The organism is bacterium, assembly GCA_036504735.1.
GTDB lineage: Bacteria > Electryoneota > RPQS01 > RPQS01 > RPQS01 > DASXUQ01.
This window is the reverse complement of record DASXUQ010000010.1, coordinates 201,068-226,464: the sequence shown is the minus strand read 5'-3', so window position 1 is coordinate 226,464 and position 25,397 is coordinate 201,068. Positions and strand designations below refer to the sequence as shown.

Sequence of the window (25,397 nt, the reverse complement as noted above, 5' to 3'; positions counted from 1 at the left end):
TCCTGCGCCGACATTCTCGAACAATGGTGACCCCGCTTTTCCGAGCGGGGTCTTTCCATAGTAGCGGACAACTGCTTACCAATAAGAATAGAAACAAAGACCTAAATGTTTATCGCCGGTTTTCTATGGTGCAGTGGGCATGGCTGCGAATAACTTTCCTCCGGCGTGCCGCTTGCAAATGGTTGCGGATGGGCGTATCTTTTGCATAGCAATTAGTGGATAGGAAATTATGTATACTCCAAGAATCGCTATCATTTGGGCCCAATACAGGCGCACCCTGATCGCGCTGGCCGTCACTCTGCTGGTCGTATTGGTCGGCTGGTTGCTGGGCCTCAAGGGCAGTCTGGTGGCAGCAATTGCCGCATTGGTGGGACTGCTGACGTCGGCTTTTACCGGGCTCATCGCCATTCTCGGCCTTATCCCCTGGGCCGGCCCACTCATCTTGAAGGCACTCTCCATTCCCTTCCTCTGGCTGATGAACGGCGCGGGGTACTTTGCGGCCATCTTTCTGGCCCAAAGGGGACACTCCCGCTCGGTCGTGGATTCCCGTGTGCTGACCTATGTCTTTCTGATTGGCATCGTCATTGGTTATATCATTGGAAAAATTGTATGATGACCACCTTTGAGGGGTGTCTGAAGTACTGAAACCGCAGTACGATAAAACTTGACTATGCCTATGGAATTGATTATTTTATTTCAAATGCACTTTGCTACTCCACAGGTCCGCATGATGCGGATCGAGTGATAACCCGACGGAGGAAGAACACACTGATGACTCGACGTTTGCCTGTTTGGATGCTGCTCTGCACCGTGTGCCTTACGATGGCGGCTTTTGCCGGCATGACGAACACACTGATCGGTGATATTCAGCACAGAAGCCCGGAAGTACAACGGGCGACGAACGTGACCGTGCGCCCGCATGGCCGCGCTCTGGATGAGAACATCTACTTTGAGAACTGGGAGACCGGAGACCTTGATGGCTGGACGCCTATCGATCTGACCGCAGCCCCATCCCCGTGGCACATTGATGACTTCAATGCCTTCGGCGGCACCGGGACCTCCTGGTGGGTCGGCGACACCACCAATGGTTTGAATGGCTATCATGATGCCGAATACTGGGTGCTCGACAGCCCGCCGGTTCAGCTTCCGGCGACGACTCCCGGCATGGTTTTCTGGCACCGCTACAGTGTGGAGACGCCCACAGGCCCATTTGATCCCCCCAGTTACAACGGTTGGGACGGATGCAATCTCCGCATCTCCACCAACGGTGGCGCCACGTGGACTGTTGTTCCTTCAACAGCTTTGAGTCCGGCCTATGATCGCACAAGCCTCTATAGCTTCGGCTTCCAGCACCATGAAGGCATCAACGTGCCCGGTTGGTGTGGTGCCAGCACCACGTGGCATCAGGAGACGGTGAACCTCTCCGCATGGGCTGGCCAGAATGTGAAACTGCGCTTTGCCTTTGCCTCGGATCCGGCCACCTCGACTCCTGATATCCCCTCCATGTTCGGCTGGGAAGTCGACAACATCCGCGTCTATCAGACCGGCGCCACGGACACCGTGTTCTCCGACGACTGCAATGCGGTTGGCCAGTGGACGACGAGCACCAACCTGCCCACAGGCGGCAATCTCTGGCGCATTGCCACCGATGCCTCCTCCCCGGCAGGCTCGCACATTGTCGTGTGCAATAACGCTTCGAACAGCCAGTATAATGCCAACATGCATACGGTGCTCGAGTCGCCGCTTATGGATACCCGTAATCACGCCAACGGCACCCTGATCGCCGACGTGGCCTGCACGGGTGTGGTTCAATGCGACTCTTTCCCCGCTCGTTGCGACTACTGGGGCATGGAAGTCTCCATCGACTCCGGCCGTAGCTGGTGCGCGGTTTCCAACCCGACCTGCGAGCCGCCGCCGGCCCAGAACTTCGTCTACACGGATCTGCCGCCGACGTGGGCAGGGTTCGACTCCTCCTATCAGAACCCCATGAACTTCTCCGCGCTGCTCGGCAACGTGCTGAAGTTCCGCTTCACGTTCCAGTCGGATAGCAATCACAACACCGTGGATGTCGGCCCCAAGTTCGACGGTTTTACCCTCGACTACACGGCTGGCTTCCCCAATGACGTGACCTGCTACACCTTCCAGGTGAAGTACCCCAACATGGTCAGCCGCCCGATCCGCGTCAAGGCCTACTTCCAGAACGTCGGCCAGACGGCGGAAAACAGCATTCCTGCGTTTTTCCGCGTGATTGCCAATGGCCAGACCAACCGTCCGTTCACCCAGTTCTCGCTGGAGCCGGGCGCTACCGTCACCAAGATCGGTAACGTGACCCTGAACACGGCCGGCACCTACACCATCAAGGCGTGGTCACAACTCAGCACGGACGAGAATCTGAGCAACGACTCCTCTATCGTCAATAACGTCGTTTTGCAGCCGGCGTCCGCCGAACCGGAAATCGGTTATGACAACCGCACGGTGCACTGGAGATTCAACTACGCTAATGGCACCGGCCCGCTGGTGAAGTTCACCCCGCAGACCGACTCCGTGGTGGTGGGAACCTACAATGTGACCGGCCTGCTCGCGCAGTATGACATGGGCCAGCCCGGCGATCTGCCGATCCGCTATCATGTCTATGCCGACAACGCCGGCGTTCCCGGAACGTCCCTGTACAATCAGTTGATCACCGTGGCCTCCAGCGAAACCGGCCCGGATCAGTGGAAGACCGTGGACACGCACAGTGAAGCCACGCTGCACAACCTCACCGGCCCGTTCTGGGTTTGGATTGAGACCGTCAGCACGGCCGATACGGCATTCCCGGCCATTCTGGGTGATGATTCCCAGCCGTGGGATGATGCTCACAACTACACGTGGAATGGCACCGGCGCCCCGGCGACGGCCAACTACTTCTACAACATCCACGCCACCATCGTCTCGACCAACGCCGTCTCGGACAACACTCACGTGATCCCGGCGCAGTGGACGCTCGAGCAGAACTTCCCGAACCCCTTCAACCCCACCACGGAAATCCGTTACTCCGTGCCGCGCACCGAACGTATGACGCTGAAGGTCTTCAACGTCATGGGCCAGGAAGTGGCGACGCTGGTTGACGGCCAGGTGGCTCCGGGTTCCTATACCGCTCACTTCGATGCCAGCTCGCTTTCGAGCGGCGTCTATATCTACCGCATCGAGTCCGCCAGCTTCAGCGCTGCCCACAAGATGTTGTTGATGAAGTGACCCTTTAGGGTCATCCTGACGCCCGTCTTCGGGCAGAAGGATCTCAATCTGTAGGATTAGAACGGGCGACCCGCAAGGGCCGCCCGTTCCGTTTTTCTGAAGGCCGTCAAGAGAAGGGCAGCACAGGATCACACCTGCAGCGAGTGCCGGATGCAACTCCTTCCCGTTTCACACGCAAATCCATATTCGATCTTCAACTGCCACTGTTTATGCGAAAAGGCTTGACAATCCGCCACCGATAGATTATATTGGAACCAACATCATTTGGCTATACACCTTAGGGACGGGAGGCGGTGTGGCTGCATTCGACTATTCAAAGCGAACCCCTTGTAAATCAAGGCCGTTCGCTTTTTTGTTGGGCTTTGGAGATATGAAGCTATGAAGACTCTGATTTGGCTTGCTTTGATGGCTTGGGGCCTCTTCTTGGGAGAGGCTTGCGCGTGTCAGGACCCGTGGCGGTTCCTTGGGCAGCCGTCACCTTTGATGTACTGTGCCATCATCGACCCGGCGGACCGCTCGCAGGTGCTGGCCGGAGCGTATGCGCATGTGGGAGATCCGCAAGGGGGCGGGGTCTGGGCCTGTGCGGAAACGGATACGGTCTGGCACTATCTTGGGCTGCGCGGCCGCCGCATTTTCCGGCTGGTGTCCTACCCCTACTGCCGGTCCAACCTCTTTGCCGCTACCGATAACGGAATCTACATGCAAATTGAGGACTCCACCTGGACGTGGTTTGGGGGCGGGACCAACGATTTTATGATCTGCCCAGCCGATACGTCTCTTTGGGTCACCCTGAGCGAACCAGAGGGTAACGGCTCCATCTATATTTCGCGCGACAGCGGCCAGCATTGGACGTGGTTCGGCGGGCCGACGGACTTTCATCCGTTCTTCTGGGCGCGCAACGCGCCGCAAGTTTTCTACTATACGGCGGACTACACGTTGTGGCGCGTCAGCATTCCCGACAGCACGTTCCGGCTTGTGCTGTCAGTTGAGGAAGCGATTCAAGGTACGGCGTACCATCCTGTGCAGCCGTGGGTTTATGCCCTCGGCTATCACCACATCGGCCGCTATGATGAGGTGACGGGGGATACCTTGGTATTCCCGCTTCCGGATTACATCACGATCGGAGCTGCCATCGCGTATACGGAGACCGGCCTGCTGGTTTACACTGACGAAGGCTATTTCAAGGTGTCCGACGACCTGACCGAGTGGCAGGCGGATACCACCAACACCGTTCCAGCCATCCTGCTGTCTGCCGCACCTGACCATTGCCTGGCCATCAATGGGGCGGGAATCTATGTGTCGGGCGTCCCCGATGCCACCGCGCCTGTCCGGCCACTCCCGGCTACGCCCGCCCTGACGGTCTATCCCAACCCCAGCAATGGCGGCTTTGTGGTCACCTATGATCGGCCTGCCATGCTACAGATCTATGATCTTTTGGGCCGGGAAGTTTATACGCAAGAGGTGGAGCGTCCCGGCTCGGTGTGGCTGAACCCGCCGGGGCTGTCTTCCGGCATCTATTTTCTTAAGGCTACAATCACAAATGGCAGCCGGGAAATCATCCCGCCTGCAAAAATAATTCTGCTCAAATGAAACTGGAGGTCAATGTGGGTGCTCAACGCTTCTTCAAGTGTGGGTGGATATGCAGATGTGCGGCCGGTATGATATTACTATGGGCAAGCGTAGCTTTCGGCCAATGGAACACAACTACAGAGACGTGGAACGGCCAAGATGTGGAGATGGTGAAAGGCAAAGCGATGCTCGTCGTGAAGACGGACACGAGCTTCGCCGCATTAAGTTCACTCTGTTCCAAGTATGCGGCAACAGTGGAAGGCCAACTGCCGACCTTACGCATGTACCTCCTTGCGTTCCCCGAGTCGCTGGCAGTCGTTCCGCTTTGCGCTGACTTCGAAACCAACTCCAACACCCTGCACTGTTGCCCGGATATTATCTTCCACCCTCAAACCGCAGATTCGTGCTGGAGTCTTCAATGGAGTTTTAAGAACACTGGCCAAGGGGGAGGCACGATTGGCGCGGATATGATGATCGAGGAAGCACATGCTATTTGCCGTGGCTCGCGGTCAACCAGACTTGCAATTCTGGACACAGGGGTGCCAACCTACGATAGCGTATTGACGCATCCAGATCTTGCTGACTCAACACGCATCATCCTCGATACCTTAGGTTACCCCAGTTATGGTAATCCGCCTTTCCCGGAACGGGCATTTGACGATGTTAGAGGTCACGGCACACATGTGGCCGGGATTGCTTTAGCTGAGGAGAATAGCTATGGGGTTGTCGGCGTTTGCCCGGCCTGCACCGGATTAATTGTGAAGATGGTCTATCAAAACGACCCGGATGCCTGGACAATGGCCGTCTGTATTACTCACGCCGACGTTTCCCGGCACGCTCAGATCCTCAACATCAGCTATAGTGTCCCTGTGCACGATAATCCGGCCCTTGACGTAGCCATAGACGCCGCCGGTCAGCACGGTGCGCTCTTGGCATTCGCTTGCGGTAACGAACTTGGCGGTACGGACTGCGACTATCCTGCCAACCTTGCCGATGATGCTGGGCGATCCTATGTGCTTGCTATCGCCGGTACAAATCCCAACGATGAGCGACTGGAAGGGGAGTCGTGTACGCATACAGGCTGCTTTCATTCCCGTGCTGGACATAGCGTTACCGTAGCCGCACCCGGCGGTGGTTTGGGAGATTGCTCCAATGATGCTTGCATGGACATTGTATCGGATCGTGCTCCGCATGCGGAAGATAGTTGCAGATGGATGTGCACGGAGTACCCCGCAGAACTGGTCCAATATATGGAGGGCACTTCTATGTCCTCTCCTGCCGTGGCAGGTATTGCGGGTCTGCTTAAGTCCTATGATTCAACCTTATCCGCGTCACAAATCAGGAGTATTCTCGAGCAGAGCGCCGATGATATTCTTCAGCCCGGCCCGGATACGGTCTCCGGCTACGGTCGTGTCAACGCCTTCAAAGCCTTGCTGCGCGCACCCGGCGTAAAGACGCTGGCGACTAACTTGACGATCCGTCCCCATATTTACGATCCGCACAGCCCCAATTACGCCGGTTCAGGTGACAGCCCCTATTACATCGAAGGCGGCTTGATTGTCCCGGCGGGAAAAACCTTGACGCTGCAACCGGGAGTCCGGCTGACCTTCGGGCCGGGCGCGACGCTCGAAGTGCTGGGGACACTGGTGGTCAACGGAACGGCGTCGGACTCGGTTCGGCTCGAGCCCAGCGGCACCGGCACGTGGGGTCCCATTAACGTTCACGGCTATCAGTCGAGCCTGATGATGAGCTATGGTGTCGTGCGCGGCGGCGGAATCTTCGTCTATAAGCCGACTCCGGGCTGCGTCGTCAACAATTCCCACCTTTATGATTGCGGCGTGGGGCTGGACATTTCCAGCGCCAACATGCTGGTGGACAGCAACCTGATCGAAGCCTGCACGAATTACGGCATTCGCGGCGCGACCAGTCAGGGCACGATCACCCACAACACGATCCGCAACTGTGGCCGGGGCGGTGTCTTTTGGGTGGGCGACGATCCGAACACCGGCGAAGCGGCGCTGTTTGACCACAATACCATCGTGAGCAACGGCACCGGAACATCGCCGATCGCGGGCTGCTACTTCAATACCACCACTGCCCGCCTGACCTGCAACCGCATTGCGCTGAATCTCCCCTATCAGATCAAGTGCGAGAACGCCGCCAACATCGTCCTGAACCAGTACGGCCAGGCCTCCGCCGGCAACTATGTGGGAGCCGGCCAGAGTGCCCTCTGGTGCGGGTCGTGCGGATTCACGTGCATTTGCGAGGATCCACCGGCAGGCTTTGCGCCGCTGGTTTACCTGTCCACGTCCTACCCGCTGCTGAACTCCGGCTTCAATACTTTCCATTTTGACGTCAACGGCACGTACATGTACGATGTCAGTCAGCGCTGCCGAATCGTGAAGCAACACAATGTCAAGGAAAACTACTTCGAGCCGGACAATTCCGCACCCAGTTCCACGAACAAGCACTTCTGCCCGACGACCGGGTTTGTTGGCCAACCCTCCGCCAGCGGTACCACCTGCGGAACCCTGATCATTACCGAGAAAGACCCGGCCTTCGCCGCCTATTCCGATGCGGCCGCCAGCGAACTGAACAGCAGCTACAGCACGGCCAGCGAAGGCTACCGCGCCATGCTGGATCAATATCCTGACGATGAAGCCGCGCTTTGGGCCGCGCGTGGAGCCTTGCGGACGGGCCTGCACACCGTCCCTTCGGGCACAGTGCTCTTTGATTCGCTGTACACTCTTTGGGCCGATACGACCCGCCCGATGGCCGTAAGGTATGCCGGACGGCGCGAAGCGGTCTGGGCGCTCATTGCCGCGCAGAACTACGTTGCGGCTACGACCGAGTTGCAGACGATTCTGGCCGAACCGGCAGGCGAGGACAGCCTGTGGGCCGCCGTGGCGTCTGACATCGTGTCCCTGCTTTCTACAGGCGGGCCGCAGGTCCAAAGCACACCCGCATCCGCTCACCGGCGTTTGTCTGACTTCTATGACCGTCTGAATCATCGCATGGGCCGCCCGTCCGATCAGGAAGTCCTCGATAGCCAACCCGTGGTGCAGTCGGAGAAACTCTGCAAGGCTTATCCCAATCCCTTCAACAATACGGTAAACATCCAGTTTGAACTCACCGCCGATGCCGCCGTGCGGCTCGATGTGTTCAACCTGTTGGGCCAGAAGGTGGCCACGCTGGTCAATCAGCCAATGAAAGCTGGCTCCCACACCTACAGTTGGTCGGGTGAAAGCGCGTCCTCCGGCGTCTATTTCTACCGCTTCCAGGCTGGAACCCACGTCGAAACCCAAAAACTGATGCTGCTAAAGTAACCCCGTCGCCATTTCCTGCATGCACAAAGCCCCGGCCCAAAAGCCGGGGCTTTGCCGTTTCCGGTTCAATGTTCAAACCTTAGAGTTCTACGGTCTCCCCTCTTTTGGGGTAAACACAGTCGAACGCGTGCCAACTTTGCAGGGTCTGCATGAACGGCACGGCTTGGGACTCTTCACCATGGACCAAATAGACCGTTTTCAGCCGTGGAGACGTCTCTTTCACCATCCGAACGTTGGCTAAAAGATCCGTTTTGCCCGCATGACCAGAAAAAGTGTTGAGTATCTTCACCCGCGCGCGTAATTTGTGCGGTTCACCGAAGATGTTCACTTCCGGCATACGTTCTGCTATACGTCTTCCTAAGGTATGTTCTGCCTGATAGGACACGATCAGAATCGTGCTGTGAGGATCCTCGATATTGTTGTGCAGGTGGTGCAGAATCCGCCCCGCTTCCATCATGCCCGAAGCCGCCAGAATGATCATCGGCTGCCCAGCCACATTCAGAGCCTTCGACTGCTCCACCGACTGGGTAAAATGCAGGCCCGGAAAGTCGAAGGGATTGATGCCACTCTTGATCAAGGCCTGCGTCTCCGGATCGTAAGCTTCCTTATGGCGGGCAAAGATCTCCGTGCATTTGACCGCCAGCGGACTGTCCACATAGACCGGCATATCCTTTGGCAGCTTTCCTGAAGAGCGCATCTCGGCCAGCAGGAACAGCAACTCCTGTGTGCGTTCGAGGGCAAACGACGGGATGATCACTTTGCCGCGCTTGGCATACGTCGAGAGAATCACCTCCAACAACTGCGGCCCGCTCTCGGTGATCGGATCGTGATCACGGTTGCCATAGGTGGTTTCGGTCATCAGCACGTCCACATCGGTCAGATGATCCGGGTCTTTGAGTACCGGGAGTTGCGAACGGCCAAGGTCTCCTGTAAAGCCCAGTCTCAGGTGGCGGCCATGCTCTTCCAGATCCAGAATGATCTGCGCTGAACCCAGCACGTGCCCCGCATTGATAAACGTCGCCCGCACTCCCGGCACCACATCAAAGGTCTGACGCAGGGGACGGGGTTGAAATTGGGTCAGGATCTGCTCGGCATCTTCCATCGTGTACAGTGGGTTGAAGGCCGGACGGCCTTTGCGACGATGGAGCTTGTTGACAAATTCCAAATCCTTAAGCTGCACATGCGCCGAGTCCCGCAGCATGGGATCACAAAGGTCCGCTGTGATCGGAGTCATAAACACCGGCCCGTTGTAGCCGAGACTTGCCAGCCGCGGCAGATTGCCGCTGTGATCAAGATGGGCATGGCTAAGCACGACGGCATTCAGGGAGCGGGCGTCGTAGTCGGGATGGCGGTTCTTGTCGTACGCCTCTTGGCGCCGCCCCTGAAAGAGACCACATTCCATCAGAACCCGTCGACCGCCAACTTCAAAGACATATTGGGACCCCGTCACTTCGCCGGATGCCCCGTGAAAGGTTAACTTCATCTTGCTGTCCTAAGGTACTTGACAATTTGAAGATTAATCGGTAACTTCTGATTGTTGAAGAACAGGGAGGTTTCTTCCATGTATAAGTATACCCTTTTGTTTCTATTGTTGTTAGGATGTGCCGCCGCTGGAATGGCGGCCATTGAACTGACAGACTTTCGCGTATTTCCGGTTGTAGATCATAGCCAGCTTGAATGGTCCACCGGCCTCGAAGAGAATTTCCAGATGTTCGTGATCGAGCGTTCGGCGGATGCCCGGACCTTTTTCACGGTTGGGCAGATCAATGCGAAGGGCTCCTACTCGCAGTATGAGTTCTCCGATATCAGCCCGCTGGATGCCGACAATCAGCGCATGTTTTACTACCGTCTGAAGATGGTAGACCGGGACGGAACGTACCGGTATAGCGATATCCGGGAAGTGTCCCTGTCTTTCTCGGCAGTGCAGCACACGTGGGGCTCGATCAAAGCCATGTTCCGCTGAACCACCCGTCCGACTCTTCCACAAATGTGAGAACCCCGATAGCATCGGGGTTCTTTTTTGTTATCGGTTCTCATCTCGCGGCAACACCCAGGCCCGCAACGGGTAGGCAATGGTCAGGGCGACGGCGATGCCCAGCAGATAGCCGGACAGCACATCAAACGGCCAGTGCATGCCGAGATAGATGCGGCTGAAACCTACCAGCAACGCAGCAGCGGCCAGCAGGGGGCTGATTTCCGGATAGAAGTAGCCCCAGTACATCGCCTGCCCCGCGATATTGGCCGCATGACTGGAAGGAAAACTGTACGAGTGGACATAGGTGGTCAGGGCAAATTTGTCGGTGGTTTGCCATTGTCCGTCCTTGTAGAGCCGCGCTTCCGGTACCACGTTGCATGGCCGGACGCGCTGCACAGCGGGCTTGACGACGTGCGATGAGAGCTGGTCGGTGGCCGCAATGACCACGAAGCAGCAGAGGGCGACAATCTTGCCGCGGCGGTCGGTGAAGAAGAAGAACACCACCCACGCGATGCCCAAGGGCACCACCCAGACCAGCATGTTGGAGACGACAGGCATCAGCGAGTCGAACAGACGGCTGGTGAACGTCTTATTGAGGACCTCGAACGCGGCGCGGTCCATATTGATGAGCCAGGAAAAGTCAGTTCCCACGTTCAACCTAATCTGGTTACAGAGCAAGGAAATGGGAGGCGCGAACTCCACCCGCCACCGCGCGTTACTCCGACGGGGCCGCGGGAAAGATCACGCGAAACGTGCTGCCCTGGCCGGGAGTGCTTTCCAGTTCGACCGCACCCCCGTGGGACTGAACAATGTTCATGCTGATCGACAGGCCGAGTCCTGTGCCGCGATCCGCTTCCTTGGTGGTGAAAAACGGTTCGAAGATGCGTTCGCGGATGGCCGCGTCCACGCCCGAACCGGTGTCTTCCACTTCTACATAAACTTCGCGGCCATTGTTCCTTGCGCCGCCGCGCACCGCCAGACGTTTGGGTGCGCCATCCATCGTGCCCGTGGCTTCCATTGCCTGCATTTTGCCGACAATGGCATCGCGGGCATTCTGCATCAGGTTGACCAGCACCTGCTCGATCTGATGAAGCTCTCCCTGGATCTTGGGGAGTTGATCGGGCATTTCCAGGCTGATGTCGATATCGTCGAGGCGGATCTGCTGGCCAATGATGGACAGTGCCCCATCCACCGCTTCCTGAATACGGAACGGCTTGAAGTTGGCCGAATCGATATGCGTGAAGCCGCGCAGGTGATTCATAGTGGTCGCCATGCGGTCGACCGTGCGGCGGATCTTCTCGAGATTGGAGAGCAGCAGATCGTCGGTCAGCGTGCGGTTCTTGTGCAGCAGCTTGATGAGATCGGCGGTAATGGAGATCACATTCAGCGGCTGCTTCATTTCGTGCGTGATGCCGGCGGCGATTTCGCCAAGGGACGCCAAACGCGCGGTGTGGATGAGCTGCGCGTCCTTTTTGCGAAGTTCGAGCGAGCGCGATTCGACCATGTTCTCGAGCTGCACATTGTAGCTCTTGAGCATGGACTCGAGCTGTTTCTGCTCGGTGACGTCGATCCCGACAATCAGCCGGCCCTTCATGCCCTGGCGCGAGACGAAGTTGCGTGTGCTCCAGGAGATGATGCGCATGGAGCCGTCGCGCGTGGGCAGATCGGCAATCAGTCCGGCCAGCTCCTCAGTGGAACGCGGATCAAAGATACGGGAGAGCGGCGACTCGGGATGCTGGACAAAATGCGAAAAGACATGCTCGGCTTCGCGGCGGTTGAAGCGCGAAATCTCCTCGGCAAACTTGTTGAGCCGCACCAGCTTGCCCTCGCCGTCAAGCACGGCAATCAGCACACCGGCGGTGTCGAGCAGTTGCTGGGAAAACTCCAGTTCCGTAATCAGGTTCTGCGTTCGCTCTTCGACGCGGGCCTCGAACTCCTTGGACAAATTGGAGAGTTCGCTTTGCAGCGCCTTCTCTTCCGTGATATCCGAGACCACGAAGAACGTCGAGACGATATCGGAGCCGAGGCCGGTTTCGACAGGCTGCACGACGATCCAGCGTCCGCAGATACTGACCTCAATCACCTCAGACTGCGTGCCGGGGGTGTCTTGCGGCTGAAAGGTCTTCGCGGCTTCCAGCCCGGGAACCTCCCACAGCGGCCGGCCGACGATATCCTCCAGCGAGCTGTTCAGAAGAAGCTGGGCGGCAGGGGTTACCCCCTCCACCATGCCGTCGGGCGAACAGATCACCAGACCGAGGGGCAGGTGTTCGAGCAGTTGCCGCCAGCGGCGCGAAAGCGAGCGGAGATGCTGCCGACTCACGCTGCGTTCGAGAACCTCGCCCAGATCATCAAGATGAAACGGCTTTTCGAGGAAGTCGTCGGCGCCTTGGCGGAAGGCCCGGATGGCGAGGTTCTTGTCACTGAACGCGGTCATCAGCACCACCTGCATCTGCGGGTAGCGCTGTTTGATCTGTGTCAGGACTTCAAGCCCGTCCGCACCGGGAATCCGGACGTCGGTAATGACCAGATGGATGCTGGGATGACGGCGGAGCAGGTCCAGTCCTTCCCGCCCATTAAAGGCCGAGTAGACACTGAACCCCCGCGAGCAGAGATAGTCCACAAGCACCTTGTGGATCGACTCGTCATCATCAATAATAAGCAGTTCACGGCTTTCCATATGGGTCAAATATATTCATTATGAGCCAGATAGTCAATAGGGCTCGAGGTGTAGCTCCAAACCGCCCCTTCAACAAGCGGCAAAAGGCACCCACCGGCGACAGAATGACGCGGACCGGGTGCCCTGACGATTCGGCCAGTGAATGCGTCCGGTTTACAGAAACTTCTTCACCAGGCTGTCGATAGCTTCCAGCGAGAAGGGTTTCTCGAGGAATCCGTCCGCCCGGGCCGTCTTGTCGGCAAAGAAGCGGCGGAAGTGGGCAAAGCCGGTGATAAACACCACGGGCAAGTCAGGATTGACCCGTTTGACGGCGCGCAGCAACTGGAAGCCGTTCATGAACGGCATGTGGATGTCGGTGATGATCATATCCGGCGGATCGACCAGCACGATATCCAGCGCGGCTTGACCGTTGGGTGCACCCGTTCCCTCGTAACCGGAGAACTTCAGGAAGTTAATGAGTAGATCGCGGATGACCTCGTCATCATCCACCACCAGCACCTTTTTTTTCAACGTTTCCATAGAGCACCCTATTTGTGTTGTACTGATTGCGAATCGGGATTAGCGGGACTGATTCAGGTCGAGCATGGTCACTCCTTCGATGGAGTAGTTCTTGACAATGGGATCGCTCATCAGTTTGAGCTTGTTCATGATCCCCTTGATCTTGAGGACCTGCTGCTGAATCGTTTCGAGCGCCGCCGTGTCTTCAGGGCTCAGAGGCCCGAGCTTGCGCTGCAGGAACTGCGCGTAGCCGAGAATGACGCCAAGCGGGGTATTAATCTGGTCGTTGGCCGTCACGGCCGTCTGGGTGATAGCCCGCAAACGAGCAGATTTGATCTTTTCGGTTTCGAGCGCGCGCACGGTGGTGACGTCACGTTCGATCACCGAGAAGCCGATGTACTCCCCTTCGGAATTATAAATGGCCGAATAGGTAGCGAATACGGGGAAGATCTCGCCGCTCTTCTTGCGGCGCATGATCTCCGGCTCGACCATCGAGCCGCCGCGCTGCTTGAGGATCTTGATGACATCTGGCGACTTGCGCTTGAAGTCGGGCGGATCGAGGAAGTCGTCGACAATGTGACCGCGCATCTCCTCGGCGGCGTAGCCGTACATCTTTTCCGCGCCGGTATTCCAGATGCGGCAGCGGCCCACCAGATCGCAGGAGAAGATCGCTTCCTGGCTGAGATTGATCACCAGATCGAGGTAGTCGGTTACGGACCGGAGCTTCTCGATCTTTTCCTGGAATTGCTCGTGGATGCGCAGGAAGTTGAACTTGTTGAGCGCATTGCGGCAGGCGACGCTGACCGTGTCCAGATCGAACGGTTTGCGGATATAATCATCGGCGCCGCTCTTGATGAGGTCAATCAGTACGTCTTCGCTGGAGTTGGCCGTGATCATAATGGCGACGGCCTGCGGGCGCTTCTGCTTGACCCAGCGCAGCAGTTCGAGCCCGTTGCAATCGGGCATCTGATAATCCAGCAGGACAAGCTGCACGGGCGTCTCTTCGATCAGGCGCTTGGCCTGAGCGCCATCGGTGGCCACCAGCACGCGCCAGCCGTCGGACCGCAGGATATGCTCGAGCAGGCGGACGACATCGGGATCATCATCGACAACGGCGATGGTTCCGAGGTACCGGAGCAGGTGGCGGTCGGTAATTTCCGGCTGAGTCTTCCCCAGCGCCAGCTCAATGAGGCGAAAGAGCGTCGCCGGATCGTGCGGCTGCTCGAGATACGCATAGGCCTTAACGCTGCGGGCAACCTGTTCGGCGATCACGTCGCGGTAGGTTGCGGACGTCAGAATCACGGGAATGGTCTCGCTGCCGTTGAACAGCGGAGACTTGAGAATCCGGCAGACTTGAAAACCGTCCACGCGGGGCATCGAGACATCGGAGATCACCACGTCGGGGCGGAGTTCGCGCGCGCGTTCCACCGCGACATCGCCGTCGTCCGCCGTGATAACGTTGGTGTAGCCGTATTCGCGGATCTGCGCCGCCGTCAGTTGGAGCATATCCGCGTCATCATTGGCGACGATAATCAATGGGCGCACTTCGCTCACGATTTCTCCGACGTAGGTTGATCATCGGCGACGTGGTTCATCGTCGCCTCGAACTCGGCCAGCAGGGGTTCCAGCACGGTCAGCCGGCGATTTTCGGCGGCCTCTTCCATGCGAGCGCCAAGGTCCGAGATTTCGGGCAGGCCATAGGAACGGCCGGAGCCCTTGAGTTGGTGTCCGAGGCGAACAATCGCGGAAAATTGGCGGGCCTTGAGAGCCTCCGCGAGTTCTGTCATCTTCACCGCCAGGGATTTCAGGTATGCCGCGCGCAGCTCCTTCACCACCCGGCTGGGTTGAGACTCGGCCATATTATTTCCTTATTAGAGCTTCAACAATCGTGGCCAGCTTGTCCGGCTCAAAGGGTTTGGGCAGGATGCAGGCGACGGGCAAACCGTGGAGTTCCCGGGCCAGCGCGTCGGGAGGCCGGGCGGAGAACACCGCGACCGGTGGCGCCTGAGTCCCGAAGCGCGTGGCTATCGTATGTAACACTTCATAGCCGGACATGTCCGGCATCATCACATCGAGGATGACCAGGCTGAAGATGGACGTCTCGAGAGCCTTCAGGCCTTCCATACCCTGCGAACAGGCAATGGTGTCGATGTCGTGCAGGCGGAGAGCCATCTCTACGAGCACGCGTATATCCGGATCGTCATCAATCAAGAGGACTGGCGGCATAGGCGCGTACCTTTCCTGGAGGTTGGGGAATCGTGAAGGTAAAGCAACTGCCATGGCCCGGCACGCTCTGCACTCCGATTTCACCGCCATGCTCCCGAACGATCCCGCGCACGATGGACAATCCCAAGCCGGTGCCGTTGGTGTTCCGATGTAAGGTGCTGCCGACCTGCCCGAACTTTTCGAAAATAGTTGCCTGAGCGTCTTCGGGGATGCCGATACCCGTGTCGGTCACGGTGATCGTGACCACGGCAGGTTCGGCAAGAGCGTCTACCGTGATGCCGCCCTGATCGGTGAACTTGATGGCGTTGTTCACGAGATTGATCAGGACCTGCAGCAGGCGGCCATAGTCCGCCTCAATTTCCAGTTCCTCGGGCACGCCGTTGTCCAGCCTGAGGGATTTCTGCTCGGCAAGAGTGCGCGACGTCTCGAAGCACTCGACAATCACCGAGTGCAGGGGGAAACGCACGAATTCCAGACTGAGGCGGCCCGATTCGATGCGAGCGACGTCCAGCAGATCCTTGACCATGCCGTTCAGGCGGTCCGTGCTGCGGCGGCAGATGGCCAGCAGCTCGCTGCCTTTGGGGCTGAGTTTGTCCCGTTCGAAGAGCTGAATCAGATCAACCGATCCCTTAATCGATGTGAGCGGCGCTTTGAGTTCATGGGAGACGATACTGATGAACTCATCTTTCAGACGATCCAGCGAGCGTAATTGATCATTGGCCTGCTCGAGGGATTGATTCTTGACTTCGAGTTCCTGCTGCGCCGCTTCGAGGTGATGATTGATTTCGATCATCGCCTTGTTGGTGGCTTCCAGCAGTTCCTGCTGCTGAATATAGGCGGTCTCGAGCCGCTTTTCGATGGTGATGTCCGTGAAAAATTCGAAGCTGGCGTCGCGGCCATCAATGGCGGCGGTCAGCGGCACCGTTTCCACGGACACATACAGCCGGCCAAGCCAGCGGTTGGCGCGCTGGGCGCGGCCCGACTGGATGGTGCGCAGGCTCGGGCAGTCGGCAGCATGGTGCTGACAGCCAAGGCTCTCGCAGCACAGGTCCCCGTTGAGCGTCAGCAGGTTTTGCAGTGCGGGTGTCTGCCACACCACGCGGCGGTCTGCATCCACGATGCGGCAGGCCAGCGGCAGCAGATCCAGCAAATGCAAAACAACAGGCAAAAATCCTGCCTCCCCGCCGGCAATCAGGTCCGGTGGGAGGAGGTTCTTCCCTAAGGGATGCGGACTCCCGTTGGCGGCGCCCGCGGATGTCATGGCGTTTCCCGTCCGGATTTGCCGAGAGTTACGCACGCGCGGCAGCCGTTGTTTTCGAAGCGCAGCTCATTACTCAACGCGAGTACAAGCTGCAGTCCCGAGGCACAGGGCTTGTCCATAGAGGAGCGGGCGCGGGCAACGGCCTTCTGCGAGTCGAAGCCCCGGCCGTTATCGGTCACATTCAGGCGGAAATTCGTTCCGCTGTCTTCGATTTCTACCGTGAACGAGTCTGCGCCCTGTGCAACGCCGTGCACACGGGCGTTGCGGACCAGCGCGCCGGCGATGAGCGGCAGGCGGCGAGTGGCCACGTCATCCTCCGCCCCATGGCTGCGGGCAAAGGAGATCAGTTGGCCGATCATGTCGCCCATGTCCGCCGTTTCGGCCATAGAAAAATTCAGGCACAGGGACGCGTCCGCCGCGTTGCCGGGCGTTTGCTCCGCATGCAGAGCGGCGGCAAGTTGCGCGGCCAGGTCCATGAGCGCGACGAGGTCGGTGATGCGATAGGGCTTGCTCAACAGGGAACTGGCTCCGGCATCTACCGCGCGCTGCAGTAACCGGAAATCGGCCATTCCTGTGGCAAGGTAGCGGATGGAATGGGGATCGGAGTGGCTGAGTTCGCGCAACACGTCGAGACCCGAAATGCCGGGCAGCATATAGTCCACCAGCGTGACGTCGGGGTGGAAGGTTGTCAGGGTCTCGGCGATCTTCTGCGGATCTTCGACGGCCACAACATTGTGTCCGAGGACCTCGAGGGTCGCTTTCATCACTTCATTCACCTGAACGTCGTCGTCAATCAGTAGAATTCGACTCACGGGCAGGACTCTTAGTAGGTTCAGGATAGGCGCAGAGACAGTTCATAAATGACAATTCGGCAAGATTCATACCATAAGGAAGTTGACGCGTTGTCATGCGTTTGGGTGGGAAACAGGCGGAGAAAGGCCGGGGTCGGGCGGAGGCCAACAAAAAAGTGGGCAAAATTGACCCACTTTCTGTAGCGGAAAGGACAAAACTTGGTTAGCGGGAGTAAAAGCTCAACAGCTTGTCTGCAGTGTCGCCGATCACCGCCGGGGAGTTGTAGAAACCGGACTGAATCCGGTCGCGGATCTCCTGCACTCGCGCCGGGCTGAGGGCGGAGGCCTCCTGCGATGCGTCCATGTTTTCGCTGGAACGGGCTGAAACATGAGCAGACAGGCTCACATCCAGTGAGTCACCATCGGTGGACTGGTGGTTCGCGGCTTCCGGTTTTTCGGGAGGCCGCTCCGTTTTCTGGAGTTCGCGCGGGTCGAGGCCGCGGATGGCACCATGCAGATCATTAACTTTCATGGCAATATCGCATAGGAGTGTGAGTTTGCTATATCAGAGTATTGAGCAAGGTTCATGCCACGCTCAAGTACTACCGTATGATGGCGCCATCATCGGCGACGAGTTTACCTTCGGCGCGGAGACGTTCGAAGAGCTGTTCCCACGCATCACGCAAGGTCTGTACCGCTTGGGCAACCTGATCGAATTGCGCGGCGTCGCGGGACGCATTGCCGATGGTCAGCTTGGTAATCAGGAAGTCGTACATCTGATCGAGATTGGCGGCGGCCTCGCCTCCGGCGGTCATATCCAGGCCCTTGCGGAGTTCGGCCAGGCATTCGAAAGCGGCGTCAACGGCCTGGCCCTTTTCGGCCCAGCGTTCGGCCCGCAGATGAGACGCGGCTTCGCGGGAATAGCGGCCGGCGGCGTCGAGCAGCATGAGCACGAGTTGCGGACGGCTGCAGGCGACGTCCGCCTCCTTGTAGATCGTGTGCGTAGAATTCAGTTTCATGGTCATCCAAGAGTGGCAGAAAGATAACTGCTTTGGTTCTTCATTTGTGAAATCAGGGTCTCGAGCTGGGTGAACTGATGCCGCAGCCGTTCCTCGGTGGTCGACAGACGGCTATCCCAGGATGTAATCTGACGGTCAAGGGACTCATTGGCTTTGGTCAGGTCATCCATCGCAAAGTGAACCGTCCCGGTGGTGTCATTGACGATTTGAGCGGATTCGGCGGCGATAGATCCGGTGATGCCCTGCGAGAAACGGATGCCGGTGTTGACGCTGCCTGCGCCGCCGCCCGAATGGGTGAAGCCGAGAATCAACCCTTCGACGGGGGTTCCGGCCGCGCCATGGATAAGCTGACCATCCACCGTGGCCGCATGGCCGTTGATGGTCGCGCCGGAAATCGCGCCGGACGCGTCATAGCTGAATTGCAGATTGTAGGAGCCCGGCTGCGTATTCTCGCCCGCGTTGACGAAGAACACTTTGCTGTCTTCCGACGTGAAATCCTTGGTGAAAAAGTTGACGACATCCTCGAAGTGCTCGTCAAGGGCGGTGTCGAGGGCTTCGCTGTCGACGCTGAGCTGTCCGCCCGTGCCGCTCGTAATCCCCACCGACGACAGGTTGTTGTAGCGGACGGAATCCGGAAGCCCCTTAACCGCTTCGGCGACGGTCGACAACAGCCGGGAGCGAATGGAACTCAGAAAACTGTCCCCGGTCAGCGGCGCGGACACTTTGTTCTTGTCATCGTACGCCGAGAAGGTGGACATGTCCGTCATCAGCGAATTGTAGGACGTCACGAAGCTCTGGATCTTGTCCTTGACCGCCTGCTTGTCATTGGAGATCGACAGGTTGACGGTCTTGTTGGCGTCGGCAGACAGCAAGTTGATGGTGACGCCGTCGAGCACATCGGTGACGGTGTTGGACGCCTTGGACATAAAGATGCCGTCCATGCGGATATGGGCATCCTGCGCGGCGGTAAGCTGCGGCGTGAAGACGTCCACATCGAACGATTGTCCGGCCACGAGGTCGCCCGCGCCAAGGGAGATCTGTACGCCTTCGGAGACCGCGAGATTGTCGCCCGCGTAGCCATTGGGGACGACGACCGATCCGGTATTGCCGAGGCTGTCGACCCAGTTGAGAGTCATGTCCCCGCTGCCGACGGTCTGGGTTCCCGAACCGGCCACGGTGAACGTGAAGGTTTTGTTGGTGGTGCCGGAATAGCTCCCCAATGTGGTCAGGGCCGACGTGCCTGTCCAGTTGGGACCGGTTTCCGCGGTGTCGATGCGATTGTTGGCAAAGTCCAGACCGGTCGGGTTGTTGGAAATGACAATCTGGTTATCGGTGCCCGTCGCGTCGGACGTAAGGACGAGGCGGTAGTGGTTCGTTCCCGAGCCATCGTCGACGATGGACGCGGTGACCAGCCCCTGGTTGTCGGCGGAGCCGTTGATGAGATTGCGCAGGTCCTCCAGGGTGGTGGACGGAGAGAGATCGGCGTCGGCGAGAGTGATGGTATGTCCGTTGACCTGGATCACGAAGTTACCACCGCTGTCACCGACGCCGGTTTGACTCTTGTCTGGCCATCCCTGTGCCGCGATTCTGTGGGCCTTGGCGAGCTGCAGCACTTCGAGGGTGTGCGCTCCTTCAGCCGCAGAGGCATTAGCCGCAACCGCCACTAACGATGGATCGGAGGAGGATGCCGATTTTACCGCGAACTCAGACCGCTGGTCCATGCCCTCCATCGCACTTTGGAGATTCTGGACCTTCGATTGGATCTGCGCCCACAAACTCAACTTGGTGTCATTTTGATCTTTTCGATCCTGGAGCATGATTTGAGGACGACGTTCAATCGCCAGAAGCTGTTTGATCGTCGTTTCCCAATCCATGCCGGACACCAACCCCGACACAGTGGATGTTGGATTTGAAGACATAGGCACTTCCTTTCTGAAGGCGGAGTCGTGGCCATGGCCGGGCGCAGAAAGCGGCGCCCGGCACGATTACCTTTCGGCCACGCTCTTTCCTTCGCGGAAAGTGCGGGCCATTATCCTACAAGCTGCGAGACGATGTTCGGGAGCTGATTGGCTGTGCTCAGCATCGAGACACCTGTCTGCATCAGGATCTGCGCGCGGGTAAACTTCGACATTTCCGCGGCGAAGTCCGTATCACGGATCGTCGACTCGGAATTGGTCGCGCTTTCCTGCGAGATCTTGAGATTCAGAATACTGTTCTGGAGGCGCTCGACCATCGAGCCGATGAACGTACGCTCCGTGTCTTTCGAATTGATGGCCTTGATCAACGTGTCCACCGCGACCTGCGAGGACGCCGTGTCCGCCACGTTCAGGCTGTTCAGACCCAATGCGGAGGAGGTCATGTCGCCCAGGTTCACATAGTAGAAATCCTGACCGGCGATATTGTTCTCACCGATGTGGAACTTGATGCCCGAGGCGTCGGTCTCGGAAACACCGTTGTAACCCAAAGCGAGGGTGGTATCGGTGTTCGCCGTGGCCGCCGCGTGGCTGCCGTCGATCAGATAGAAGCCGTTGTAGTTGGTCGTCTTGGCAATACGATTTACTTCGCTCTTGAGCTGCTGGAATTCCACGTTGGCCACCTGCCGGTCCAACGTGGTCAGGATACCGTTGGAAGCCTGCACCGCGATGGCGCGCATGCGGACGAGCTTCTCATCGATAACACCCAGCGCGCCTTCGGCCGTCTGTAACATATTGACGTCGTAGGTCGCGTTCTTCTCGGCTTCCTGCATACCGGCGATATTCGCCCTCATGCGCTCCGAGACACCCAAGCCTGTCGGATCATCCCAAGAATTATTGATCCGAAGGCCTGTCGACAGCTTCTGCACCGACGCATCGAGATCATTCTGGGTTGTCCAGATTGAACGCTGCGCCGACATCGACAGCATGTTGTGATTAATCCGTGTACTCATTTACTTCCTCCTCCGAAGAGTGCGTTTTGTGACACAGGGACGCTGGGCTCGCTTTCATGCCTCGCGTTCAAACTATTCGTTAGAGTTATCGGCGAAGGCGCGGTGGACTTTAGCGCAGTGTACCCGGAGAAGGGTCTCTATTCCAATGAGCTACAAGATGTTGCGATTCAGCCACATGTTCAGGCAGACGAGCAGCCAGCACTTCTGCCAGTGGCCGAGCGACCGGTTGGAGTTCAACCACATGGCGAGCGCCGAAGGGTTGAAGATCTCCGACATCGGTCCGGAATGGTTGATTTGCTCCAGCTCGCGCCGACCCTCGGGGCTCGCGAAGAGGCGATCCAGCGAGGCATCGAAGGCACGTTTGGGCCGCTGGGCCACCTCAGGAGGCAAGAGATCGAAAAAAATGCTGCGAAGGAGAGGTTTGTCGGGCTGACCCGCCTCAAATTTCAGAGCATGAGGCAGCGCCGAGACATATTCCACTAAATCGGTGTCGGTGTAGGGCACTCTCCCTTCGAGGGAGGCCGCCATGGTTGCGCCATCCAAACGTCCCAGCAGGTTGGGCAGATGAGCATACTGCAACAGCCAGTGGAAACGATTTTCCGGAGAGGTGCCGCCAAAAGTCCGCAGGATTCCGGCAAAGGGATCTTCGGCCTCAAACCGGTGCAGGTGTTCCCGCCAGCGCCGCGAAAGCAGAGGCTCCAATTCCTGCGGATGAAACCAGGAGAAGACGCTGGCGAAGAAGCGCGAGTCGTCGCGCAGATCGAGGTTGGGGTTCTCGGTCTTCAAAACGTTCTGCAGCAGCACCTTCAGCGGCTCCGGAGAGGCCAAGGCGCGGGTATAGAGGTCAAAGACCGTCAGCACTCCCGTATACCCGCCGAAAAGTTCATCGGCGCCCTCGCCGGTCAGCACGGCTTTGACATCCGCCGCCGCTTCCTGCGCGAGGAGACAAATCAGAATTTCATTCGGATACACTGTGGGAACATGGCGCAGGCGGACGATGTCACGCATGGCTTCAAAGAAGCGGGCGGGCGAGACCGCGACCTGCGTGTGGCGGCACTTCCAGCGGTCGGCCACCGCTTGCGCGGGAGCGAACTCCGCCTCATCGCCTTCCAGCGCAATGGTATAGGTGCGCGGACGCTCGGGCCGCATCTGCGCAAGCAGTCCGGCGAGGATGGCGCTGTCTACCCCGCCGGAGAGGAACACACCCACCGGCGCATCGGCCACCATTTGACGCCCCACGGCCAGATGCAGAAGATGCCGCACCTTGGCGCGGATCACGGGCAGGCTGTCCTGAGTCCCGACGTGGGAGTTTTGCGACGGCGCGAACCAGCGTTCAACGACGGCTCCATGCTGATCGACCACGAGCTGCGTTCCCGGCTCCAGCACCTTGAGGTCGTGGAAGAGGGAATGCGCGCCGGACGTGGGCTGCGCAAAACGCAGGTAATGCAGCACGCCCGGAGGATTCAGCGGAGTCTGGCCGACATGCAGATGATCCCATGCCGAGGGCTCGCTGCCGAATTCCACGGCGCGCGGTGTAAAACGGTAATAGGCTGGCTTGATGCCCTGCCGGTCGCGCACCAGATACAGCCGGGCCTTGTGCGGATCATACAGCGCGAAGGCGAACATGCCGTTCAGACGGTTCCATGCGGCGGCGCCCCATGTCTCATAGGCGGCCAGCACGATTTCCGTGTCGCTGACCGTGCGGAACTCGTGACCGCGCACGGTAAGTTCCGCGCGCAGCTCGGTGCTGTTGTAAATTTCCCCGTTATAGGATAGCACCGTGCCCTGCGGGCTGCGCATGGGCTGACGGCCATTGTCCAGATCCAGCAGCTTGAGGCGCACGTGGGAAAGCCCCACCAGCTCGTCATGCCATGTGCCCTGAGCATCGGGACCACGGTGGTGCAAATAGCACGCGCGGCGCTCGAGGGTCCGGGGGTTCACCTGGTCCTGTTCGTCAAGCAGAAATTCGCCGGCAAATCCGCACATAAGAGTCTCAGCGTTCGGTATCGATGGTGTTGCCGCGCACCCGGGGTATTCTATACCCGGCCGCGGCGGTGCGACGATTCAGGAGCGAGGTCAGCCGTTCTCCGATGCGGCTCTTGCGGGCAATCATCTCGCCCAGACAGTACTTTTCGTGCGCCTGCAGCCGCGTGGAAAGTTCGGCCGCGTCGCGAATCACGGGTACGCACGGTCCCTGGACCGGATAGGTCGAGGGATCCTGCAGCTCCCAGCCCAGCTTGCGCGCCTGTTCGAGAACAGCGGCCAGCATCTCGGCGAGGCAGGCCTTTCTGGTCAGCACCTCGTCGAGGGCCTCATAGTCCTCGCACTCCAGCAATTCAATCTGCCGCAGGGACTGCGCAAACAGTTCCTGAAGCAAACTGCGCAGCGCGCGGGCTGTTGGATAAGCACCGCGCGCCTTAAAGGTTGCGCCTGTCATGAGTTTGATCGCCTCGGATTCAGCGTTTGGACCTCACATCATAGGATTAGCCAACCAACTGCGTGACCATCTGCGGGAGCTGGTTCGCCGTGGACAGCATGGAGACACCGGTCTGCATCAGAATCTGCGCCCGCGTAAAGTTGGACATTTCCGCGGCAAAGTCGGCGTCGCGAATCGAAGACTCGGAACTGGTGGCGGATTCCTGCTGGATCTTCAGATTGAGAATCGTATTCTGCAGGCGGCTGACCATGGATCCGATAAAGGTGCGCGAGACGTCCTTGGAGTTGATGGCCGAGATAATCGTATCGACAGCCATTTGCGCACTGGCGGTGTTGGAAACATCGAGACCGGCCAGACCCAGCGATGAGCTGGTCATGGACGCGAGGTTCACGTAGTAGTAGTCCTGACCGGCGACGTTGGCTTCGCCGATATGGAACTTGATGGCGGCGGCGTCACCCGCGGTGGATACATTGTTGTAGCCGAGGGCCATCGTGGTGTCGGTGCTCTGCGAGGCCGCCGCGTGGCTGCCGTTGATCAGGTAGAAGCCGTTGTAGTTGGTGGTCTTCGCAATGCGGTCCACTTCGCTCTTGAGCTGCTGGAATTCCACGTTGGCCACCTGGCGGTCCAGGGTGGTCAGCACGCCGTTGGAGGCCTGCACCGCGATGGCGCGCATGCGGACCAGTTTCTCGTCGATGACACCCAGCGCGCCTTCGGCCGTCTGCATCATGTTGATGTCGTAGGAGGCGTTCTTTTCGGCTTCCTGCATGCCGCCGATGGACGAACGGAGGCGCTCCGAGATTCCCAGCCCGGTGGGGTCGTCCCACGAGTGGTTGATGCGAAGGCCGGAGGAGAGGCGCTGCACTGCCTGGTCCAGATCGTTCTGGGTGGTCCAGAGCGCGCGCTGACCCGACATAGACAGCAAGTTGTGATTGATCCGTGTACTCATGATGAACCTATTTTCTGATTGTTTGTTGCGATTGTGTTACTCTTTGACCAGCTTCTTCAGCAGGTACTGCGACATGGCGCGGGCTAGTTCGGCCAGCGGATCGGACGGCGGAACATCACTGGTTTCGATTTTCTGCAGCAGATCCAGTTTGCGGCGGGCGCCATCCAGCGTGTATCCCTGCACTTTGACCAGATAGTTGATCTTTTCGAGATCGGCAATGCTCTTCTCGTCATAGCGCCGCTGGTTCCCTGTGGTGCGCCCGGGCTCAAGAAACCCTTCGAATTCCTTTTCCCAGTAACGGATGGTGGGCTTCGGGATGCCGGTAATGGCGTTGACCTGCCCTATCGAGAAAAGCTTCGGCGCTTTCAATCCATGTCCCTTCGGCATAACAGCGGCTCCTTCACTTTCACGTTCTTGGTAAATGTTGTCAATTCGTCAGTCACTCTCAGTATCGGAAACCAGCACGTGAAACTTTAATTTTCGTGGGAGCGGCGCGGCACAGTTTCTTGCAA

At 58.4% G+C, this 25,397-nt stretch carries 22 protein-coding genes; 5 read left to right on the top strand and 17 right to left on the bottom strand.

The genetic code is table 11. From position 1 onward, the window contains the following. Positions 1-229 precede the first annotated feature (229 nt). The 4 genes from VGL38_10230 (at position 230) to VGL38_10215 (ending at position 8,129) form a co-directional block, all read left to right on the top strand. On the top strand, positions 230-613 hold the full coding sequence (locus tag VGL38_10230; protein ID HEY3295807.1) for a hypothetical protein: 384 nt from the start codon (positions 230-232) through the stop codon (positions 611-613). A gap of 158 nt (positions 614-771) precedes the next feature. Next, a complete protein-coding gene (locus tag VGL38_10225) occupies positions 772-3,234 on the top strand; it encodes a T9SS type A sorting domain-containing protein (protein HEY3295806.1) in 2,463 nt (820 codons plus the stop codon). Between the two features lie 378 nt (positions 3,235-3,612). Further along, the gene (locus VGL38_10220) at positions 3,613-4,824 is read left to right on the top strand and encodes a T9SS type A sorting domain-containing protein (protein ID HEY3295805.1); all 1,212 of its coding nucleotides are present in this window, start codon (positions 3,613-3,615) and stop codon (positions 4,822-4,824) included. A gap of 146 nt (positions 4,825-4,970) precedes the next feature. Next, entirely contained in the window at positions 4,971-8,129 is a 3,159-nt protein-coding gene (locus VGL38_10215) for a S8 family serine peptidase (protein ID HEY3295804.1), read from the top strand. 79 nt (positions 8,130-8,208) lie between these two features. On the opposite strand, the gene VGL38_10210 is transcribed toward VGL38_10215, so the two are convergent. Further along, entirely contained in the window at positions 8,209-9,612 is a 1,404-nt protein-coding gene (locus VGL38_10210) for an MBL fold metallo-hydrolase (GenBank protein HEY3295803.1), read from the bottom strand. Between the two features lie 78 nt (positions 9,613-9,690). Here VGL38_10210 and VGL38_10205 point away from each other — a divergent pair, with 78 nt between their 5' ends. Continuing rightward, positions 9,691-10,092 (top strand): hypothetical protein, encoded by a 402-nt coding sequence (locus VGL38_10205; protein ID HEY3295802.1) that lies wholly within the window; start codon positions 9,691-9,693, stop codon positions 10,090-10,092. Between the two features lie 60 nt (positions 10,093-10,152). Here VGL38_10205 and VGL38_10200 read toward each other — a convergent pair whose 3' ends face one another. From VGL38_10200 to VGL38_10125, 16 genes are all read right to left on the bottom strand, one after another. Continuing rightward, positions 10,153-10,755 (bottom strand): phosphatase PAP2 family protein, encoded by a 603-nt coding sequence (locus VGL38_10200; protein HEY3295801.1) that lies wholly within the window; start codon positions 10,753-10,755, stop codon positions 10,153-10,155. 64 nt (positions 10,756-10,819) lie between these two features. Beyond that, positions 10,820-12,781, bottom strand: a complete 1,962-nt coding sequence (locus tag VGL38_10195) for a response regulator (protein ID HEY3295800.1) — start codon at positions 12,779-12,781, stop codon at positions 10,820-10,822. Between the two features lie 153 nt (positions 12,782-12,934). Continuing rightward, the gene (locus VGL38_10190) at positions 12,935-13,300 is read right to left on the bottom strand and encodes a response regulator (GenBank protein ID HEY3295799.1); all 366 of its coding nucleotides are present in this window, start codon (positions 13,298-13,300) and stop codon (positions 12,935-12,937) included. A gap of 39 nt (positions 13,301-13,339) precedes the next feature. Next, positions 13,340-14,833, bottom strand: coding sequence for a response regulator (locus VGL38_10185; GenBank protein ID HEY3295798.1), 1,494 nt, complete (start codon positions 14,831-14,833; stop codon positions 13,340-13,342). Continuing rightward, the gene (locus VGL38_10180) at positions 14,830-15,138 is read right to left on the bottom strand and encodes an Hpt domain-containing protein (GenBank protein HEY3295797.1); all 309 of its coding nucleotides are present in this window, start codon (positions 15,136-15,138) and stop codon (positions 14,830-14,832) included. The genes VGL38_10185 and VGL38_10180 overlap by 4 nt, the downstream gene beginning before the upstream one ends. A 1-nt stretch (position 15,139) precedes the next feature. Beyond that, entirely contained in the window at positions 15,140-15,505 is a 366-nt protein-coding gene (locus tag VGL38_10175; GenBank protein HEY3295796.1) for a response regulator, read from the bottom strand. Then, entirely contained in the window at positions 15,483-16,766 is a 1,284-nt protein-coding gene (locus tag VGL38_10170) for a HAMP domain-containing sensor histidine kinase (GenBank protein ID HEY3295795.1), read from the bottom strand. Before VGL38_10170 ends, VGL38_10175 begins: the two co-directional genes overlap by 23 nt. Continuing rightward, a complete protein-coding gene (locus VGL38_10165; protein HEY3295794.1) occupies positions 16,763-17,578 on the bottom strand; it encodes a response regulator in 816 nt (271 codons plus the stop codon). The genes VGL38_10170 and VGL38_10165 overlap by 4 nt, the downstream gene beginning before the upstream one ends. Before the next feature lie 202 nt (positions 17,579-17,780). After that, on the bottom strand, positions 17,781-18,089 hold the full coding sequence (locus VGL38_10160; GenBank protein ID HEY3295793.1) for a hypothetical protein: 309 nt from the start codon (positions 18,087-18,089) through the stop codon (positions 17,781-17,783). Between the two features lie 70 nt (positions 18,090-18,159). After that, positions 18,160-18,576, bottom strand: a complete 417-nt coding sequence (gene fliS / locus VGL38_10155) for a flagellar export chaperone FliS (protein ID HEY3295792.1) — start codon at positions 18,574-18,576, stop codon at positions 18,160-18,162. Between the two features lie 2 nt (positions 18,577-18,578). Further along, a complete protein-coding gene (fliD, locus tag VGL38_10150; GenBank protein HEY3295791.1) occupies positions 18,579-20,495 on the bottom strand; it encodes a flagellar filament capping protein FliD in 1,917 nt (638 codons plus the stop codon). A gap of 110 nt (positions 20,496-20,605) precedes the next feature. Next, on the bottom strand, positions 20,606-21,502 hold the full coding sequence (locus VGL38_10145; protein ID HEY3295790.1) for a flagellin: 897 nt from the start codon (positions 21,500-21,502) through the stop codon (positions 20,606-20,608). A gap of 150 nt (positions 21,503-21,652) precedes the next feature. Beyond that, positions 21,653-23,488 carry an asparagine synthase (glutamine-hydrolyzing) gene (gene asnB, locus VGL38_10140; GenBank protein ID HEY3295789.1) on the bottom strand — a complete coding sequence of 612 codons (1,836 nt, stop codon included), beginning with the start codon at positions 23,486-23,488 and terminating at the stop codon, positions 21,653-21,655. Positions 23,489-23,495: 7 nt separating this feature from the next. Next, complete coding sequence (locus VGL38_10135; GenBank protein HEY3295788.1) at positions 23,496-23,939, bottom strand: hypothetical protein; 444 nt, start codon at positions 23,937-23,939, stop codon at positions 23,496-23,498. Between the two features lie 46 nt (positions 23,940-23,985). After that, positions 23,986-24,885, bottom strand: coding sequence for a flagellin (locus VGL38_10130; GenBank protein HEY3295787.1), 900 nt, complete (start codon positions 24,883-24,885; stop codon positions 23,986-23,988). Positions 24,886-24,921: 36 nt separating this feature from the next. Further along, positions 24,922-25,272 carry a MerR family transcriptional regulator gene (locus VGL38_10125; GenBank protein ID HEY3295786.1) on the bottom strand — a complete coding sequence of 117 codons (351 nt, stop codon included), beginning with the start codon at positions 25,270-25,272 and terminating at the stop codon, positions 24,922-24,924. Positions 25,273-25,397: the final 125 nt, after the last annotated feature.